At 56.3% G+C, this 17857-nt stretch carries 18 protein-coding genes; 12 read left to right on the top strand and 6 right to left on the bottom strand.

Features of this window, described 5'->3' with window-relative positions:
- Positions 1-44 precede the first annotated feature (44 nt).
- Complete coding sequence (locus ACQZ5M_RS16675; protein ID WP_449080321.1) at positions 45-1337, bottom strand: Hsp70 family protein; 1293 nt, start codon at positions 1335-1337, stop codon at positions 45-47.
- A gap of 139 nt (positions 1338-1476) precedes the next feature.
- Positions 1477-2370 (bottom strand): LysR family transcriptional regulator, encoded by an 894-nt coding sequence (locus tag ACQZ5M_RS16680; RefSeq protein ID WP_296077692.1) that lies wholly within the window; start codon positions 2368-2370, stop codon positions 1477-1479.
- A 194-nt stretch (positions 2371-2564) separates the two neighbouring features.
- Between ACQZ5M_RS16680 and blaOXA the strand changes: the two genes are divergently transcribed.
- Positions 2565-3323 (top strand): class D beta-lactamase, encoded by a 759-nt coding sequence (gene blaOXA / locus ACQZ5M_RS16685; RefSeq protein WP_365999432.1) that lies wholly within the window; start codon positions 2565-2567, stop codon positions 3321-3323.
- A 3-nt stretch (positions 3324-3326) separates the two neighbouring features.
- On the opposite strand, the gene ACQZ5M_RS16690 is transcribed toward blaOXA, so the two are convergent.
- Both ACQZ5M_RS16690 and ACQZ5M_RS16695 read right to left on the bottom strand, forming a co-directional pair.
- Complete coding sequence (locus ACQZ5M_RS16690) at positions 3327-3530, bottom strand: hypothetical protein (protein WP_296077620.1); 204 nt, start codon at positions 3528-3530, stop codon at positions 3327-3329.
- A gap of 86 nt (positions 3531-3616) precedes the next feature.
- Positions 3617-4405, bottom strand: coding sequence for an SDR family oxidoreductase (locus tag ACQZ5M_RS16695; protein ID WP_296017963.1), 789 nt, complete (start codon positions 4403-4405; stop codon positions 3617-3619).
- 164 nt (positions 4406-4569) lie between these two features.
- On the opposite strand from ACQZ5M_RS16695, the gene ACQZ5M_RS16700 reads away from it, so the two are divergent.
- Positions 4570-5964, top strand: a complete 1395-nt coding sequence (locus tag ACQZ5M_RS16700; protein WP_449080351.1) for an anti-phage deoxyguanosine triphosphatase — start codon at positions 4570-4572, stop codon at positions 5962-5964.
- 47 nt (positions 5965-6011) lie between these two features.
- Here the strand turns inward: ACQZ5M_RS16700 and ACQZ5M_RS16705 are convergent, their stop codons facing one another.
- Positions 6012-6554: a GNAT family N-acetyltransferase gene (locus ACQZ5M_RS16705; RefSeq protein WP_296017961.1), complete on the bottom strand. Its 543-nt coding sequence runs from the start codon at positions 6552-6554 to the stop codon at positions 6012-6014.
- 447 nt (positions 6555-7001) lie between these two features.
- Here ACQZ5M_RS16705 and ACQZ5M_RS16710 point away from each other — a divergent pair, with 447 nt between their 5' ends.
- From ACQZ5M_RS16710 to ACQZ5M_RS16720, 3 genes are all read left to right on the top strand, one after another.
- A complete protein-coding gene (locus ACQZ5M_RS16710; RefSeq protein ID WP_296017959.1) occupies positions 7002-8666 on the top strand; it encodes an electron transfer flavoprotein-ubiquinone oxidoreductase in 1665 nt (554 codons plus the stop codon).
- A gap of 145 nt (positions 8667-8811) precedes the next feature.
- Complete coding sequence (locus ACQZ5M_RS16715) at positions 8812-9315, top strand: GNAT family N-acetyltransferase (protein ID WP_296017957.1); 504 nt, start codon at positions 8812-8814, stop codon at positions 9313-9315.
- A 201-nt stretch (positions 9316-9516) separates the two neighbouring features.
- Positions 9517-10257, top strand: coding sequence for a pentapeptide repeat-containing protein (locus ACQZ5M_RS16720; protein ID WP_296017955.1), 741 nt, complete (start codon positions 9517-9519; stop codon positions 10255-10257).
- Between the two features lie 118 nt (positions 10258-10375).
- On the opposite strand, the gene ACQZ5M_RS16725 is transcribed toward ACQZ5M_RS16720, so the two are convergent.
- The gene (locus tag ACQZ5M_RS16725) at positions 10376-11392 is read right to left on the bottom strand and encodes a zinc-binding alcohol dehydrogenase family protein (RefSeq protein ID WP_296017953.1); all 1017 of its coding nucleotides are present in this window, start codon (positions 11390-11392) and stop codon (positions 10376-10378) included.
- Between the two features lie 137 nt (positions 11393-11529).
- Between ACQZ5M_RS16725 and ACQZ5M_RS16730 the strand changes: the two genes are divergently transcribed.
- The 7 genes from ACQZ5M_RS16730 (at position 11530) to ACQZ5M_RS16760 (ending at position 17852) form a co-directional block, all read left to right on the top strand.
- Entirely contained in the window at positions 11530-11931 is a 402-nt protein-coding gene (locus ACQZ5M_RS16730) for a winged helix-turn-helix transcriptional regulator (protein WP_296077614.1), read from the top strand.
- On the top strand, positions 11928-13328 hold the full coding sequence (locus tag ACQZ5M_RS16735; protein ID WP_449080322.1) for a coniferyl aldehyde dehydrogenase: 1401 nt from the start codon (positions 11928-11930) through the stop codon (positions 13326-13328). Before ACQZ5M_RS16730 ends, ACQZ5M_RS16735 begins: the two co-directional genes overlap by 4 nt.
- 493 nt (positions 13329-13821) lie before the next feature.
- The gene (locus tag ACQZ5M_RS16740) at positions 13822-14658 is read left to right on the top strand and encodes an undecaprenyl-diphosphate phosphatase (protein WP_296034659.1); all 837 of its coding nucleotides are present in this window, start codon (positions 13822-13824) and stop codon (positions 14656-14658) included.
- Positions 14659-14837: 179 nt separating this feature from the next.
- Positions 14838-15617, top strand: coding sequence for an ABC transporter ATP-binding protein (locus ACQZ5M_RS16745; RefSeq protein ID WP_449080323.1), 780 nt, complete (start codon positions 14838-14840; stop codon positions 15615-15617).
- Between the two features lie 20 nt (positions 15618-15637).
- On the top strand, positions 15638-16411 hold the full coding sequence (locus tag ACQZ5M_RS16750; RefSeq protein ID WP_296077610.1) for a transporter substrate-binding domain-containing protein: 774 nt from the start codon (positions 15638-15640) through the stop codon (positions 16409-16411).
- Between the two features lie 18 nt (positions 16412-16429).
- Entirely contained in the window at positions 16430-17152 is a 723-nt protein-coding gene (locus ACQZ5M_RS16755; RefSeq protein WP_449080324.1) for an ABC transporter permease, read from the top strand.
- A gap of 10 nt (positions 17153-17162) precedes the next feature.
- Positions 17163-17852, top strand: coding sequence for an ABC transporter permease (locus ACQZ5M_RS16760; protein WP_296077608.1), 690 nt, complete (start codon positions 17163-17165; stop codon positions 17850-17852).
- Positions 17853-17857 lie beyond the last annotated feature (5 nt).

Consider the following 17857-nt stretch of genomic DNA (forward strand, 5'->3'; position numbering starts at 1 on the left):
CCAACGCAGCACCAGCAAAACCGTCGCGGGCTTGAGACCGGTTATCATGCGGCCCATCGTTCGATGTCACCGCTCTCGCCGATCATGGCAAGACCATGGGCGATGGAGAGAAGTTCTCCGCCGCTTTCGATCTTGTCTGCATCGAACCGGCGCGTGAAGAGCTGGCGTACGGCGGGAACGAACGAGGTGCCACCGGTGAGGAAGACCTTGTCGATGGATTGAGGTGTAGTGTTCGTCTTGGTCAACACCTCGTCCAGGGCCTCTTCGATCTTGGCGAGATCGTCCACGATCCATCGATCGAAATCGGACCGCTTCACCATCTTTCGTCCGGCGGCACCCAGCGGCGCGAAGTTGAACTCCGCTTCCTCCTGAGAGGAAAGCGCCATCTTGGTGGAGGATATCGCCTGATAGAGGGGGTAGCCCTCGTCATGCTCCACCAGTTCGACGAAAAGCTCCAGCTTTTCCGGTTCCAGCGCGGAGCGCAGCAGAGATTTCAGATCGGCAAACTCTCTCGATGTCTTGAAGATGGACAGCTGGTTCCATCGCCCGAAATTGACATAGTAACCCGACGGAACATCCAGAACCTTGTCGAAGCTTTTGAACTTGCTGCCCTTGCCGATCTCCGGCGAAACCAGGTTGTCGATCATCCGGAAGTCGAAATGATCGCCAGCGACGCCTACGCCGGAATGGCCGATCGGGGTTGCGGAAAGCTGCCCTGCCTGTTTTTCGAAGCGGATCAAGGAGTAGTCGGTGGTGCCGCCGCCAAAGTCGGCAACCAGAACGTTCGCGTCGTTCTTCAGGCTCTGGGCGAAGTAGTACGCCGCTGCTACCGGCTCATAGACATAATGAATTTGCGGAAAGCCGGCGCGCGTCAGCGCTTCGTTATAGCGGGCAAGCGCCAATGCTTCATCGGGATTGGAGCCGGCAAAGCGCACGGGGCGTCCGGCAATTACGGTGGAGGCATCGTCCTTCCACTCGTCGCCTGCATAGGTCTTGAGCTTGCGTAGAAACACTTCCATCAGGTCTTCAAAGCTTTGACGCTTCGCATAGACCAGCGTGCCTTGAAACAACGACGAGGCAGCAAATGTCTTGATCGATTGCAGAAAACGGCATTCGCCGGGATGATCGATAAACTGCTGAATGGCTGCCTGACCGGCTTCGACTTGCAGCGCTGCAGCGCCAAGTCCCTTGTCCTTCATGAAGGAAAGGGCGGTGCGCATGCTGTCCGTCGTTCCAGCGCTTGAGGTGAAGCGCATGGAGTGGCTGGTGGTGCCTGTGTCGGAAAGCGCCATAACTGTATTGGTCGTGCCGAAATCGAGGCCGAGTGTCCGTGTCATGGCAAAATGTCCTTACGTCGACGAGAAAGCTGTGCCGGAATGCGGGCATCCGGGCCATCAAAGGCGCGCATTCGCGCCTGCCTGTTTTGAGGAGGGCGCGTGATGGCACAGCGAATTGTGAATGGCAAGCAGGCAAGCCTCAGTTTTTTACACGAGGCGACGGCATTCCTGCGGCTTCGTCTTTCAGCCAATCAGCGAAACTGGCCATGGCATCGGTGACCGGACGGGACTTCAACCGTGTGAGCCAGTAGCAGCCCTTCGATACGGTCATCGGAAATGGCTGCACGAGCGTTCCTGATGACAAGTGTCGCTGGAACATCAGCGGCGGGGCAAGTGCCACGCCCGCACCTTGAAGGGCAGCCTCGACCATAGGAACCGAGGAATCAAACACGATGCCTTTGATCCGGGGGATAGGGACACCGGCTTCGACGAACCATTCGGGCCATTCGTCGGTTCTGTAGGAGCGAAGCAGTGTCTGATGCGCGATGTCGTGGGGGCTTGCGAGTTGCCGCGCTATCGCCGGGATGCAAAGTGCCGATAGCGGAGCGAAAAAAAGTTCTTCCGCGTCCGTGTCGTGCCAGGCGCCATTGCCGAAGCGGATTGCGTAGTCCAGGCCCTCAGCAGCGATATCTACCCGGTTGTTGTTGGTGGAGAGACGGAGATCGATAAATGGGTAACGCTCCTGAAATACGCTGAGACGCGGCAGCAGCCAGCCGATTGCGAAGGTTCCGACGGCGCCTACGGTCAACACCTCCTGTAGATGCCCGTCCTCAAAGCGTTCGAGAATATCGGCCATGCGATCGAAGGAATCGCGAAGCGTCGGAAGTAGGGCCAGGCCCTCGTCGGTGATCATCAGTCCGCGCGGAAGTCGTCTGAAAAGCGCGGTGCCAAGTCGCTCTTCAAGCAGTTTTACCTGATGACTAATGGCTGTTTGCGTGACGCAAAGTTCGATGGCGGCACGTGTGAAGCTCAAGTGGCGGGCCGCCGCCTCGAAGGCGCGTAAAGCGTTGAGCGGAAGGTGAGGACGAACCATGATAGTAAGTGAGGCCAAGTTTAATTCATGTCAGGAGGTAGATATCATTATTTGTGCCACGCCGGCAAACGGTCTTAAGTGGTGCTCGTTCCGCTCAAGCGGGCGGTCGAGTACAGGAGACTTAAGTGCCCATGCCAACAACCACGACAAAGAAGCTGAGATCGATTCTTCTTCTCGCAACAGCAGTTTCCGGGATGTCCTCCATTGAGGCCATCGCGGCAGAACGGTTGCGTTGCACCGTCATTCTCGATGCCAAAAGCGGTCAGGTTCTGCATCGGGATGGAACGTGCAACGAAGGTTTTGCACCGCAATCCAGCTTCAAACTGCCGCTTGCCGTCATCGGATATGATTCCGGTATCCTGAAGGATGCGACAACGCCGCGCTGGACCTATAAGAAGGAATGGAAAAGGCCGCAGCGCGAGCAGAAAGCTGTCGATCCGACAATATGGGAGCGGGACTCCATTGTCTGGTACTCGCAGGAGATCACGCGCAGGCTCGGTAAGGCGAAGTTTGCCGACTATGTTCGCCGTTTCGACTACGGCAATGCCGATGTCAGCGGCGTAGCGGGCCAGACAGATGGCCTGACGGAAGCATGGCTCATGTCGTCGCTGAAGATCTCCGGCGATCAGCAAGCGAATTTCGTTCGCCGCTTCGTCAATGGTCAATTGCCGGTTTCGAAAGAGGCCATCGCCAGAACGGAAGCGATCATACCGCAGTTTTCAGCCGCAGATGGTTGGACTGTCCATGGGAAGACAGGGTCCGGTCGCATGCGCACCAAGGCCAACACCTATGATGGGGATCGATGGCTTGGCTGGTTCGTCGGATGGGCGCAGAGGGGTGATCGGAAGGTCGTGTTTGCACGCCTGAATATCGAGGATTGGAAGAGCGACGAGCCAATCAGCTTCGCCACACGGGATGCCCTTATCGCCGACCTGCCAAAGCTGGTAAAATAGCGCTCAGCGGAGCAGACGGCGTGCTGCGACAATCAGAATGAAGCCGCCAGCTGCCGTTAGTGCGCCGCGCAGTATCCAAGGGCCTTGATTGATCATGAAACTGGACGCAGGGTAGGGGAAATAGCCGCTACCCTGTCCGATCCACACGAGGCCGATGAGCACGATCAGAGCGCCCAAGATAGTCAAGATTGTTCGCAGTGCCCGCATGATGCTTCCCCCAACAAAGCCTTCCCGGATACTAAGCCGGAAAGGCTTTCAAGTTAAAGCCTCTAATCTAGCACCGGTGAAGGCAATCAGATCGATTTCGCTGCGCCGCCGTCGACACGTAGCATTGTGCCCGTAATATAGCTTGCGGGTTCAGAGCAGAGAAAAGCTCCGGCGGCGGCGAACTCTTCGACGGTGCCGAGCCTACCAGCGGGGATGCTCTTTACCGAAGCCTCGCGTACTTCTTCTAGGCTCTTACCGAGACGTTTGGCATTGGCGCCATCCAGTTCATCAATCCGATCGGTGTGAATGCGACCGGGTAGGAGCATGTTGGCCGTAATGCCAAAGCCTGCGACTTCGCTGGAAAGCGTCTTGTTAAAGCCGACGAGCGCACCGCGAAGCGTGTTTGACAGCGCCAGATTGGGAATGGGCTCGAACACGCCCGATGAGGCAACCGTCAGTATTCGGCCCCAGCCTTGTTCCTTCATCTGCGGAAGAAATGCGTTGGTGAGAGCGACGACGCGCAGCACCATGGATTGAAAGAAGGTGTCGAGCTTGTCCGTCGTGATATCTTGTGCCAGCCCTGGTGTCGGCCCGCCGGTGTTGTTGACGAGGATATCGATGCCGCCGAGCTTCGTCTTCACCGCCTCAATCATCGACGGCACGAAGTTTTCTTCGGCAAGATCGCCCCAGACCCAGTCGGCTTTGCCCTTGCCAAGCGCATTGATCCTCTTGGCATTGGCGCCCAGCTTTTCGCCGCTGCGTCCGACCATGAGCACGTTGACGCCTTCGTTCGCAAGCGCCGTCGCGATGCCGAGACCCAAGCCGCGAGATGAGGCCAGAACCAATGCGCGCTTGCCGGAAATACCCAAATCCATGACGGTGTCCTTTATGCTCGTGACGATTGCTGCCGCTTGTAGCCCCTGCGCCCAGTCCTGAAAAGGGTTCATCGGCTGAGATTGGCAGCGTTTGCTTGCGCCGCCTCTTGCGCGTCGGTAAGACAGCCCCGATGAATTTTGTGTTTGGAGAGGCGGGCTTGAACGTGTGGACCGAGCGTCAAAAAGTCGAAAACCGCAAGAGCGACGACGCCCGCAGCGAAAGCGACATCGATTATGGGCGGATCATTCACTCCACCTCCTTTCGACGCCTCCAGAGCAAAACGCAAATCCTCAATCTCGGCGACAGCGATTTCTACCGCACCCGCCTGACGCATTCGCTGGAGGTGGCGCAGATCGCCGCGGGTCTGGTCAAGCACCTGCGCAAGTCCTTTCCTCTTCATCCGGTAACGGATGAATTGCCAGAGCATAGCCTCATCCAGGCGATCGGCAGCGCCCACGATCTCGGCCATCCGCCCTTCGGGCATGGAGGCGAGGTCGCGCTGAATTACTGCATGCGCGTTGCGGCAGATCCGAATGAAGCGGGGCGCAACGGCAATGGCGTCATGACCGACATCTCCAAAGCCGGCTTCGAAGGAAACGGCCAGACTTTACGCATTCTCAGCCGTCTTGAGACATTTTCAAAAGCCCATGGCGCCAACCTCACGCGGCGTACGTTGCTGGGTATTCTAAAATACCCAGTCGCCTATTCGAAAGCTGCTCATCCCGGGCGAGTGCCAAAACTGCACGACGGACCTTCGACGCTTCGCATCATCGACACGCAGGCTTCCAAGCCGCCAAAATGCTACATGGATTGCGAGACGGATGTGGTGGACTGGATCCTTGATCCTTTGCCGGAGTCCGACCGCGATCTCTTTCAGACGGCGACGCGTGAAGATGGCAAGCACGCAAAGTCCCTCTTCAAATCGCTCGATTGCACCATCATGGATGTTGCAGACGACGTCTCCTACGGGGTCCACGATCTTGAAGATGCCGTCGCCATGCAGCTCATCACCAGGGATGCCTTCGAGAAGGAGGTGACGGCGGAGGATTGCGAGAGCTTCATTGCGATGCTCAACAAGAACCATAAGAATAAGCGCGGCAACGACGTCTATCGCGAAATCGTGGATGGGCTATTTGGTCATAGCGGCGACCGCAAAATGTTCATCAGCATGTTGGTCGGCCATTTTATCACGGATGCGCGCTTTGCGGACGACGAGCGGTTCGAAACGCCACTCTTGCGTCACGGTGTGAAGCTTGGAGCGGACCGTGTTCGACTGCTGAAAGCCTTTCAGGATGTGGTGCGCAAACACGTGATCAAAAGCCCGCGTGTTCAGCATATGGAGTTCAAAGGCCAGGGAATGGTTGTTGCAGTGTTTGAAGCGCTCCAGTCCGATCCCGAACGGCTGCTGCCAGACGATGTCTTCCCCCTCTATGACAAATCTGGCGGGGATTTGCGTGTCATCTGCGATTTCGTTGCCGGAATGACGGATGGCTATCTCATCAGGACCTATGAGCGCCTCTTTTCACCAGGGGCAGGTTCCGTGTTCGACAGGCTTTAACCGGGCTAAGCCCATCGACGCTTCTGGAAATTTGAGCGGGGAACGCTCTAGCTTGCTTCTCCCTGCCGCTGGCGCCACTCGCGGATGAGTAGACCATAGACAAGCAGATCGCAGACGCCGTTATGGGTTGTTTCGTGCTGGCGAAGGTACGCCTCGCGTAGGAAGCCCAAACTTTCCGCCAGAGCAATGGAGGAGCGGTTTTCGGCGTCGATCTCCATGTAAAGTTTGCGATATCGGCCCATGGTAAAGATATGGGCGATGAGCGCGGTCATACATTCGCGCGCCACTCCTTGTCTCTGCCGCTCAGTGGCTGTGATATATCCAAGCTCGAGAACGGCGTCGTCGCGACCAGGAAAAGCGATGTAGCGACCTGCAACCTCCTCGGTCACGCGGTCAATGGCGATCCAGGTTTGTCCGGGCCACTCTTTATCGTTCAGCCAATCGGAAAATGTCGCGATATCTTCAAAGTGAGGCTGAGACATAAATCGGCACTGGTCGGCACTTGAAAAAGTTGGGAACAAAGCTTTTGCATCGCTTTCAATCAAGCCCCGCATAGTAAAGCGCTGCGTCGTAAGCGTCGGTACGTCCATTATCTCTACTGCCGTTTTGTCATGCCATTCACGGGAACAGGTTTAATAGTCTCTCCTGGAACTGCCAAGCGTTCCGGTCAGCAAATTGTCTTCGATTGTTGGATGCCTCCAACGCAGCTTCGCAATCAGCGCGATCCGCTTTCTGTAGATGCTATGCTTAAAGCAACTACTGAGCCCACCTTCTTCTCTTGACCATCTCATTAAGCACTCCTATTCTTCGTGTTACGTTCACGTAAAAGTAAACGATGGTCATCAGGTTGTCAGACAATTTGATGGATGCGACCGCGCTTCCTTGCTATTGGTCTCGACAAAACGCTTGTCCTTTGCCAAGACAGATGACGCGAACTGCTTGTTGCGACGACGTTTTTTCACACGTCTTTGGCTGCGTGATGGTGTAGGGCAGGATAACGAAAAGCCGGACGGGACCGGCGAACTGACGAGGATCTTATGACGGAAGAAATGGAATTGCCGGAACGTGAATCGATGGAGTTCGACGTCGTTATCGTCGGCGCGGGACCTGCTGGCCTCTCTGCAGCTATTCGGCTGAAACAGGTCAATCCGGATCTGTCCGTTGTGGTGCTGGAAAAGGGCTCGGAAGTGGGTGCGCATATCCTCTCCGGCGCAGTTGTCGATCCCATTGGTATCGACCGTCTATTGCCCGGCTGGCGCGAAGAAGAGGGGCATCCCTTCAAGACCGAAGTCAAGGACGACCAGTTTCTGTTCCTGGGACCTGCCGGCTCGATTCGCCTGCCGAACTTCCTGATGCCGCCGCTGATGAACAATCACGGCAACTATATCGTCTCGCTTGGTCTCGTCTGTCGCTGGCTGGCGGAGAAGGCAGAGGCGCTTGGCGTTGAAATCTACCCGGGCTTTGCTGCAACCGAAGTCCTCTATAACGACGAAGGCGCAGTGATCGGTGTCGCAACCGGCGATATGGGGATCGAGCGAAATGGAGAGCCGGGGCCTAACTTCACCCGCGGTATGGCGCTGATGGGCAAATATGTGCTGATCGGCGAAGGCGTACGCGGCTCGCTTGCCAAGCAACTCATCAGGAAATTCGACCTGTCGAAGAACAGCGACTTTCAGAAATTCGGCATCGGAATTAAGGAACTCTGGCAGGTCAAGCCTGAAAACCACCGCCAAGGCCTTGTGCAACACTCCTTCGGCTGGCCGCTGGGAATGAAAACGGGCGGTGGCTCGTTCCTCTATCATCTGGAGGACAATATGGTGGCCGTCGGTTTCGTCGTTCACCTGAACTATAAGAATCCCTATCTCTATCCTTTCGAAGAATTCCAGCGCTTCAAGACGCACCCAGCCATTGCGCCCACCTTCGAAGGTGGAAAGCGTCTCTCGTATGGCGCGCGCGCCATTACCGAAGGTGGCTATCAATCGGTGCCGAAGCTGACATTCCCAGGTGGTGCTCTGATCGGATGCTCGGCCGGCCTTGTCAACGTTCCGCGCATCAAGGGCAGTCACAACGCCGTTCTGTCGGGCATACTGGCGGCAGATAAGATTGCGGCGGCACTCGAAGCAGGTCGCGCCAATGATGAAGTGATCGAGATCGAGAACGAATGGCGCAGCACCGATATAGGCAAGGACCTGAAGCGGGTACGCAATGTAAAGCCGCTCTGGTCGAAGTTCGGCACAGCGATCGGCGTTGGCCTCGGCGGCCTGGATATGTGGACCAACCAGCTCTTCGGCTTCTCCATCTTCGGCACACTGAAGCATGGCAAGACGGATGCTGAGAGCCTGGAACCGGCGGCAAAGCACACGCCGATTGCCTATCCAAAGCCGGATGGCGTGCTGACTTTCGATCGTTTGTCATCGGTCTATCTGTCATCCACCAATCATGAAGAGGATCAGCCGGTCCATCTTCAGGTGAAGGACATGGAATTGCAGAAGCGTTCCGAGCATGACGTCTATGCCGGACCGTCGACGCGTTACTGTCCCGCCGGAGTCTATGAGTGGGTGGAGAAGGACGGCGAGCCGACTTTCGTCATCAACGCGCAGAACTGCGTCCACTGCAAGACCTGCGACATCAAGGATCCCAACCAGAATATTAACTGGGTTCCGCCACAAGGCGGCGAAGGGCCGGTCTACGCCAATATGTAAGTATTGGCGCGGCCCGCCCGGACCGCCGTTAGCGAAGATGTTCGGCGAAGGGCCGGTCTACGCCAATATGTAAGTATTGGCGCGGGCCGCCTGAACAGTTGTTGGCGAGATATCCGAGCGGACCGTGTTCTAGGAGCACCTCTTCATGGTTATAATTCGGGATGGTCGACAAGAGGAGTTCGACCGTCTTGCCGACATCGAACTGGATGCCTTCGTCACCTGGGCGCAGGCTTGCGACGTATCGCAGGAGCCATCCTGCGCGCCAGTCCATCTTCTTCAGCAGAGCTTGGAGGAGAATTTGCTTCTGGTTGCCGAGGAGGGTGGCCGGACTGTCGGATTTGCGCTTGGTTTGATGGAAGAAAGTACGCTCCACATCGTCGAAATCGACGTGGAACGTGAGGCACAGGGCAAGGGCATCGGCAAGGCTTTGATGCTCGCTTTGCTTGAGCGCGCAGGTGGGTTTGGGTGCTCCGAGGCGGTTCTGACCACAGATCGCTATGCGCCCTTCAATGCCCCCTTCTACGAAAAGCTTGGGTTTCGGATTCTTTCGGCGGTGGAAACGCCGGCATTCCTGCTGAAAAGACTAAAGGCGCAAGTCGATTCCGGTCTCGATCCAGAGCGCCGGGTCGCGATGCGTTTGCATCTGTGATGCGCGATTTGAAATGCATCAAGCCATCATTTTTGAACAACCGTCAGTCTTTGAGATTATAACATCGATCGTCCTGATCGATTGAGACATTTGCAGCTACGGGCAGGATCATCTACTAGTACTAGACCTGTTCTGATCGGGCTTAGACCCTAAGCGACAATCGGGTTGATATGGCCCCCGGCGGGGGTTGGGAGTGAGTACATGACGAAAAGCGCCACTTTGGTTTTCGCGCTGCGGAGAAACATCATTTCGGTGGCTGCTGCTTTTGTGGCTTGCGCTGCCTCTCTTGGTAGCCAGCCTGCGATGGCGGCGAGTTGCCGGGCTGATGCAGCAGCGAGCATAGATTGGAGCGAGTGCAACAAACGCCTTCTCATGCTTGGCGGCAGTATTCTCGATGGTGCAGACCTTCACGGAACGGATTTCACCTACACAGATCTACGAGGCTCGTCCTTCAAGAAGGCTAATTTGGAAAAAGCCAAGTTGATCCGCAGTTCGCTGGCATCCTCTGAACTTGAAGGGGCAAATCTCGTGAAGGTTGAGGCCTACCGGAGCGATTTCAGTGACGTGAACGCCACCAATGCCAAATTTAATAGCGCCGAAATGCAGCGTGCCGACTTCGAAAATGCCAAGCTCGATAATGCCGATTTCAGCAAAGCAGAACTTGGACGCGCAGATTTTAATGGTGCGGTGCTGACAGGTACCAAGTTCACCAAGGCCAATCTTTCTCGGGCCAGTTTCGAGGGAGCCAAGTTTACCGGCTCAATCGATTTCTCCGACTCGTTTCTGCTGCTGGCGCATATTGAAGGACTGGATCTTTCCGCAGCCACTGGGCTAGAGCAGAAACAGATCGATATCGCCTGTGGTGACGACAAGACGAAGCTTCCGCAGGGGCTGACCAAGCCAGCCACCTGGCCTTGCCCGTCTGACCCGGAAGACGACTAACTTAGAGCTAGCCCGCGATTGAGTTTAGGCCTTAGAGCACTCCGTCTGAGAAGGAAGCGCTCTAAGGCATTAGTTAGGTCGCAAACATCGGACAAAGGCGCGAACGATGCGCGCCTGCTCAGAAGCCAGAGAGCACGATCTTCCCCTTGGCGGTGCCGCTTTCAATCAAAGCGTGGGCCTTGATCAGGTTTGCGGCGTTGATCTTGCCGCACACGTCTGTCAGCGTCGTCTTGATCTTTCCCTGGTCAATTAGGTCGGAGACATGGTTCAGCAGGTTGTGCTGCTCCAGAATGTCCACAGTCTCGAAAACCGGGCGGGTAAACATCATCTCCCAGTGAACCGAAATGGCCTTGCGCTTGAACGGCATGATATCGAAGCCGTCTTCCGGGTCGTCGATCAGGCAGTAGCGTCCCTGTGGCGCGATCAGCTCTACGCTATCGGCGCGGTGAACATCGCTATGAGTTGTGGAGAAGACGAAGGAAGGCGCGCCAATACCGAGCGCTTCGACCTGAGAAGCGAGGGGTTTGCTATGGTCCAGCACATGGTGTGCGCCGAGTTGCCGAACCCATTCTTTCGTCTCTGCTCTGGACGCTGTGGCGATGACGGTCAGGTCCGTCAAATGTCGGGCGAGCTGGATCGCGATAGAGCCAACGCCGCCGGCACCGCCAATGATGACGATAGCATCGCTGCCGCCCGGAACCTTGTCCTTTACCTTTAGGCGGTCAAACAGTGCCTCATAGGCGGTGATCGCGGTGAGCGGCAGTGCCGCAGCCTCCTCGAAGCTCAGGCTGCTTGGCTTCGTGCCGACGATTCGCTCATCCACGAGGTGGAATTCACTGTTGGTGCCAGGACGATTGATAGCGCCCGCGTAAAACACCTCATCGCCCGGTTTGAACAGGCTCACCTTGTCGCCAACGGCCTTGACGATGCCAGCGGCATCGAAGCCGAGAATGCGGGTCTGGCCGTTTTCCGGCGATTGGTTGCGCCGAACCTTCGTGTCTACCGGATTGACGGAAACGGCCTTCACTTCAACCAGAATGTCGCGCCCCTTGGCCTCTGGCGCAGGCAGTTCGAAATCCACTAGGGCGTCTGTTTCAGTGACGGGTTTGCAGCTGTTAAAACCGATGGCTCGCATGATGCTTTTCCTTCGCTTGTTGCGTTGGGGGCTATTTGATAGAAAGCAGCACAGGCTGCAAGAATGCACATTTTGTGTCTATACAGACAAAAAGGATACTGTAGCCGTTCATCGATCCCGAAAAACGGAGCCTCTTGATGTCCCGACCCCGCGCCAAGTTGAAGGATAACTTTCCCGGTTGTCCGGTGGAATCGACGCTGTGTTATCTCGATGGAAAATGGAAAGGCGTCATTCTCTATCACCTGTTGAGCGAGGGAACCTTGCGTTTCAACGAGTTGCGCCGCCATATTCCAAGCGTGACGCAGCGCATGCTGACAAAGCAGCTTCGTGAACTGGAAGTCGCCGGTCTGATTTCCCGTACCGTCTTTCCTGTCGTGCCGCCAAGGGTGGATTACAGCCTCACCGTACTTGGCCAGAGCATGGAGCCAGTCATTTCTGCCCTCAAAACGTGGGGGGAGGCGCACGTCGTATGCAAGAACGGCATTAAAACAGTCGCGTCGGCTGTGGACTCCGTCATGCCTCTGGCGGCTGCCGAATGAGCATGGCAACCGATATGTTGCAAAGGCAACGACACGCCTTCATTCAAGACGGACAACCGACGCTGGAGCAGCGCCGCGCAGATCTGAAGGCACTCCGCAAGGTCGTGACGTCAAATCGGCAAAAGATAGAACGAGCGGTAGATACGGATTTCGGCGGACGGTCTCCCTATGAGACGGCGCTTCTCGATATCGTCGGCGTAATAAGGACGATCGATTATCTCGACCGTAATCTGAAGCGCTTCATGAAGCCGGAGCGACGACACGTGGCGGCACTGTTTCAGCGCGGGCGAGCTTGGGTCGAGTATCAGCCGCTCGGTGTCATCGGCATCCTGTCACCATGGAACTTCCCTTTTTTGCTGTCGATGGTGCCGCTGGCAACCGCACTTGCAGCTGGCAATCGTGTGATGCTGAAACCATCGGAACTTACACCGGAAACCAGCGCTTTGATGAAGGCGATGCTCGCGGACGCGTTCCCCGAAAAAAAGGTTGCCGTCATTCTGGGAGATGCCGCCATCGGCGCCGAATTCAGCGGCTTGCCATTCGACCATTTGTTCTTCACGGGTAGCACCGCAGTCGGACGCTCGGTGATGAAAGCTGCGAGCGAGAACCTTGTTCCGGTAACGCTGGAGCTTGGTGGTAAAAGTCCCACTATCATTCTTCCGGGGAAGGCAAGCCAGGACACTGCGGCTGCCATTGTCCTGGGAAAGCTCGCTAATGCCGGGCAGACATGCGTTGCTCCGGACTATGTCTTCGTTCAAGAGAACGAGGTTGGTGATTTTGTCGATAAATTCGGTCGAGCGGTTGCGAAATCCTATCCGGACGGTTCGAAAAGCGCCGATTATACATCCATTTGTAGTGACAGACATTTTACCCGCTTAAAGGCGCTACTCGACGATGCCGAGCGCAGGGGTGCGACCTTGCGGCCGGTCGGTGGAAAGGCAGATGAGCAACCGAGACGACGGGTCATTTCGCCGACGCTCGTCCTCAACCCAAGGGACGATATGGCGGTGATGCAGGATGAAATCTTCGGGCCGATTCTGCCCGTGCTGACCTACCGCGATATCCATGAGGTCATTGCTTACATCAACGAGAGACCGCGACCGCTGGCGCTATATGTCTTTGGTGACGAAAGAAGCGAGGACTGCCGCAAGATTCTCTCCAACACCACGTCTGGTAATGTTGGGATCAACAACACCGTGTTGCATGTGGCGCAGGACGATCTTCCTTTTGGCGGGGTCGGCGCAAGCGGTATCGGCGCCTATCACGGCATAGAGGGCTTTCGACGGATGAGCCATGCTAAGGGCGTCTTTTCCCAGGGTCGATTCAGCATTCCCAACCGTTTGCGCCCGCCCTACGGGCGTTTGACGAAGGCGGCAATTGCCTTTCTGCTGCGCTGAATTGGGCACTGGTTTAAATGCTGCCATTCGAGATGCCGCGCATAAGCCTCGCTTGGACGGCAGGAATAACAGCGGACATCGAAGGCGGCGGTTGACCGCTGCACGAATGGGGATCGATCAACCCAGATTCATGGCGGATGGATTTGGTTTAGCCTGAGCGACAAGGGCTCGCCAGGAATGCAAAAATATTCGTCACATTCGTCGCAATACATATTGATTTATAATGTTCGAGCTACTTCTTGTTTCGCATTCATGTTGAGGTAATACTTTACTTGGACATGATAAGTGCGCACCTTGACATCGATGCGATGTGTTTTTCTGAACCATTCTTGCGAAGAATGTCCTCTTGATTTTCCGACAATTTGGGAGGAAGGATTTGCCGCGGCATTCGCCGGCTCTCATCATTCACATTTTTTTGCACCGCAACATCGAACTGCCCGGATTGGTTCATAATTTCGCGGGCAGTGATTTGTCAGTTCAGGGACGGACCAGCATGGGTATTGGTTGGATAGAAGCCGCGATCCTCGGCTTTATTCAAGGGCTTACAGAGTTTTTGCCAGTTTCTTCAAGCGCACATTTGAGAATAGCCGGGGAATTTCTGGGCACCGGTGAAGACCCGGGTGCAGCCTTCACCGCCATCATTCAGATCGGCACGGAGCTGGCGGTCCTGGTCTATTTCTGGTCGGACATTATGCGGATCGCCTTCGCGTGGCTTCGGCATCACCTCAGGCTTGGCGGTTCGTACGACCCTGCCGATGTGCGTCTTGGCTGGATGATCATCGTCGGTTCGGTGCCGATCGTGTTACTTGGGCTGTTGTTCAAGGATGCGATCGAGCACTCGTTACGCAATCTGTACATCACCGCTGTCATGCTGATCGTCTTCGGTATTATTTTGGGCTGGGCGGATCGTATCGGCAAGAAGAAGTATCCGATCAACAAACTGATCTGGCGCGATGCGATCATTTTCGGTTTCGCGCAGGCCATGGCTTTGATCCCCGGCGTGTCCCGTTCCGGCGGAACGATTACTGCTGGCTTGCTCATGGGTTACACGCGTGAAGCCGCTGCACGTTACTCCTTCCTGCTCGCCGTTCCCGCCGTTTTCGGCTCCGGCTTTTACCAGCTCTTCAAAAGCATCGGTCAGGAAAACACCGTCGGCTGGGGCCAGACTGCCCTCGCAACCCTGATCTCGTTTGTCGTCGGCTATGCTGTCATCGTCGTATTCCTCAAGCTGGTTTCGACGAAAAGCTATATGCCCTTCGTCTGGTATCGCATCGTCATCGGTGTCGCGCTGCTTGGCCTGCTCTTCAGCGGCGTCATCAACCCGATCTGATTCCGGTCGGAAACGCGTTAATTTTACCCGGTACGGCCTGCCGCACCGGGTAATTTTATGACTTTCTATCCCTGTAGAATTATTTTCCTTTCGGTATGGCGAGAGAGCGTCTATTCCGGCTGAAAGATCGCCACGCCGCTCACTTTTGCGGTATCCTTTGATGTTGTCAGGAAAAACGAATGACCACCGACGCGCCTTGCGCCCTCGCTGTGGAGGACATCCACAAGAGCTTCGGCAATCAAGAGGTTCTGAAGGGCATTTCGCTGACGGCAATGAAGGGCGATGTCATCTCCATCATCGGGTCTTCCGGCTCGGGAAAGAGCACCCTTCTTAGGTGCATCAATTTTCTGGAAATACCCGATAGAGGCCGTGTCCGCGTCAATGGCGAAGAGATCGCGGTCAGGCATGGGCGCGATGGCAAGTCTGTCCCGCAAAGCTGGCGTCAGGTGGAGCGATTGCGCACCGGCCTCGGCATGGTCTTCCAAAGTTTCAACCTCTGGGCTCATCGCACCGTTCTCGAAAATGTCATCGAGGCCCCGGTCCATGTCATGGGCGTAAAGCGCGCGGAAGCGGTCGAGAAGGCGGAAGCGCTGCTGCACAAGGTGGGTCTCTACGAGAAGAGGGATGCCTATCCAGCCTTTCTTTCGGGTGGGCAGCAGCAGCGTGCCGCTATTGCCCGTGCGCTCTGCGTCGAGCCCGCCGTCATGCTTTTCGACGAGCCGACATCGGCGCTAGATCCGGAACTGGTTGGCGAAGTGCTGAAAGTTATTCGCGATCTGGCGGAAGAGGGCCGCACCATGTTGCTTGTGACGCATGAGATGCGCTTTGCCCGCGACGTGTCCAGCCATGTCATGTTTCTGCACCAGGGCCGCGTGGAGGAGGAGGGATCTCCCCAGCAGGTCTTCAGCAACCCCATCAGCGCACGGACCCGAGATTTTACCGGCGCGCTTGCCAACTGATTGTCACACAGGAGTTTGATATGAAATTCGTCGCATCCCTGCTGGCCGGCACGGCCTTCGCATTATCGGCTTTCTCTGCCAGCGCCGAAGTCCGCTTTGGCGTCATGAATGAAAGCTATCCACCTTTCTTTGCCCAGGATGCCAGCGGCAAGTGGCAAGGCTGGGAAATCGATCTGATGGATGCCGTCTGCGCTGAGATGAAGGAGAAATGCTCCATCGTCGCGCTTTCCTGGGATGGATTGATTCCGGCGCTTGAAAGCAAGAAGTTCGACGTGATCTGGTCGTCCATGTCCAACACCGCCGAGCGTCAGAAGGTCATCGACTTCACCGATAAATATTACAACACCCCAGCCAAGCTCATCGGCGCCAAGGACGGCAAGCCGGGTACGACGGCTGAAGATGTAAAGGGCAAGACGATCGGCATTCAGGTTGCCACCATTCAGTCCGCTTACTACGCCAAGTACTTCAAGGACGTCGCCGACGAGAAAACCTACCAGACGCTGGACGAAGCCTTCCAGGATCTGGCCGCCGGCCGCATCGACTATGTCTTCGGTGATTCGCTCGTTCTCAATGACTTCCTGAAGACCGATACCGGCAAGGATTGCTGCGCCGATGCCGGCAATGTTGCCGACGATCCTGAAATTCTGGGCCGTGGCGTGTCAGGCGGGGTGCGCAAGGACGACCAGGAACTGAAGCAGAAGCTGAACACGGCGCTCGCAGCTGTGCGCGCCAGCGGCAAGTATGACGAGATCACAAAGAAATACTTCAGCTTCGATATTTACGGCGCGAAGTAAGTCTGGTTCTTCTCGCAAATGGCAGCTCCTGACAGCATCATTCAGCTTTTGTCTCCCCATCCACCGGGATGGGGAGGCACATTGCTGTCTGGTGCTGCCGCGACGCTTGCCATCTCCGCCGGCGCCTATCTAATCGGTATAGTCATCGGAATGGCGGGTGCGCTTGGCAAGCTTTCCGATAACCGGGCTCTCGGCATCATTCTCAATCTCTACACGACGCTGATCCGCTCGGTGCCGGAACTCATTCTGATTGTCGGCCTCTATTACGCCGGAACGGACGGCTTGAACCGCCTGCTGCAAATGGCGGGCCTACCGCCGCTGGAGGTCAACGGCTTCGTCGCCGCTGTCGCTGTCCTTGGTTTTGTGCAGGGCGCCTATATGACGGAAGTCCTGCGAGGCGCGATCCTGTCTATCCCGAATGGCCAGATCGAGGCAGCCAAGGCGTTTGGAATGTCACCGTTCTTGCGTTTTCGCCGCGTGGTCCTTCCAGCTCTCCTGCCGAACGCGTTGCCTGGACTTTCGAATCTCTGGCTGTCGGTAACAAAGGATAGCGCGTTGGTGGCTGTCGTCGGCTATCAGGAACTGGCGCTCGCCACACGGCTGGCAGGGGCCAGCACCAAGCATTATTTCCTGTTCTTCATGGCTGCCGCACTGATCTATCTGGCGATAACGCTTGTCTCCAATTTTGTCTTCCGGCTGATCGAACGGCGCGTGCGCCGCGGCCAGCCGTCGCTGGCGTGAGGGAGACAAGATGACGTTTTCCTGGATTGAAAAATACTGGCCGCTTCTCCTCACCGGTGCATGGCAGACCATCGCCCTGCTGTTCATCTCCGTCAGCCTCGGTTTCATTCTGGCGATTGGCCTTGCCTTCGCTCAGGTCAGCGGTGGTAGGATCACACGGCTCCTGGCACGCGGCTACTGCACCTTCTTTCGCGGTACGCCCCTGCTGATCCAGCTTTGGCTTCTTTATTACGGCGTCGGTTCGTTTCTACCGATGATCCCTGGCCTGCGGCAGAGCTTTTTGTGGCCGATCCTGCGTGAAGGTTTTTTCTTCGCTGCCGTCAGCTTTACTCTGAACTACGCGGCCTATGAGGCAGAGGTCCTGCGTGGGGCACTTCTCGGCGTGCCGAAGGGTGAACTTGAAGCCGCGCGCGCGTTCGGTATGAGCCGGTTCAAGCTTGCCCGCCGCATCTGGCTGCCACGCGCCATCCGCAACGCGCTTCCCACGATCGCAGGCGAGGTGGTGATGCAGTTGAAAGCCACGCCGCTCGCCTTTACCGTGACGGTGATGGACCTCTACGCAGTTGCCTACAAGGTTCGGCAAGACACTCTTCTCGTCTACGAGCCGCTTCTTGTCGTGACCGTCTTCTATCTCATCCTCACAGCTATCATTGCCCGCTGCTTCGGGATTATCGAAGCGCAGGTGCCAGTCAGACGCTAATCTAG

Source organism: Rhizobium sp. 22-785-1 (genome assembly GCF_053521965.1).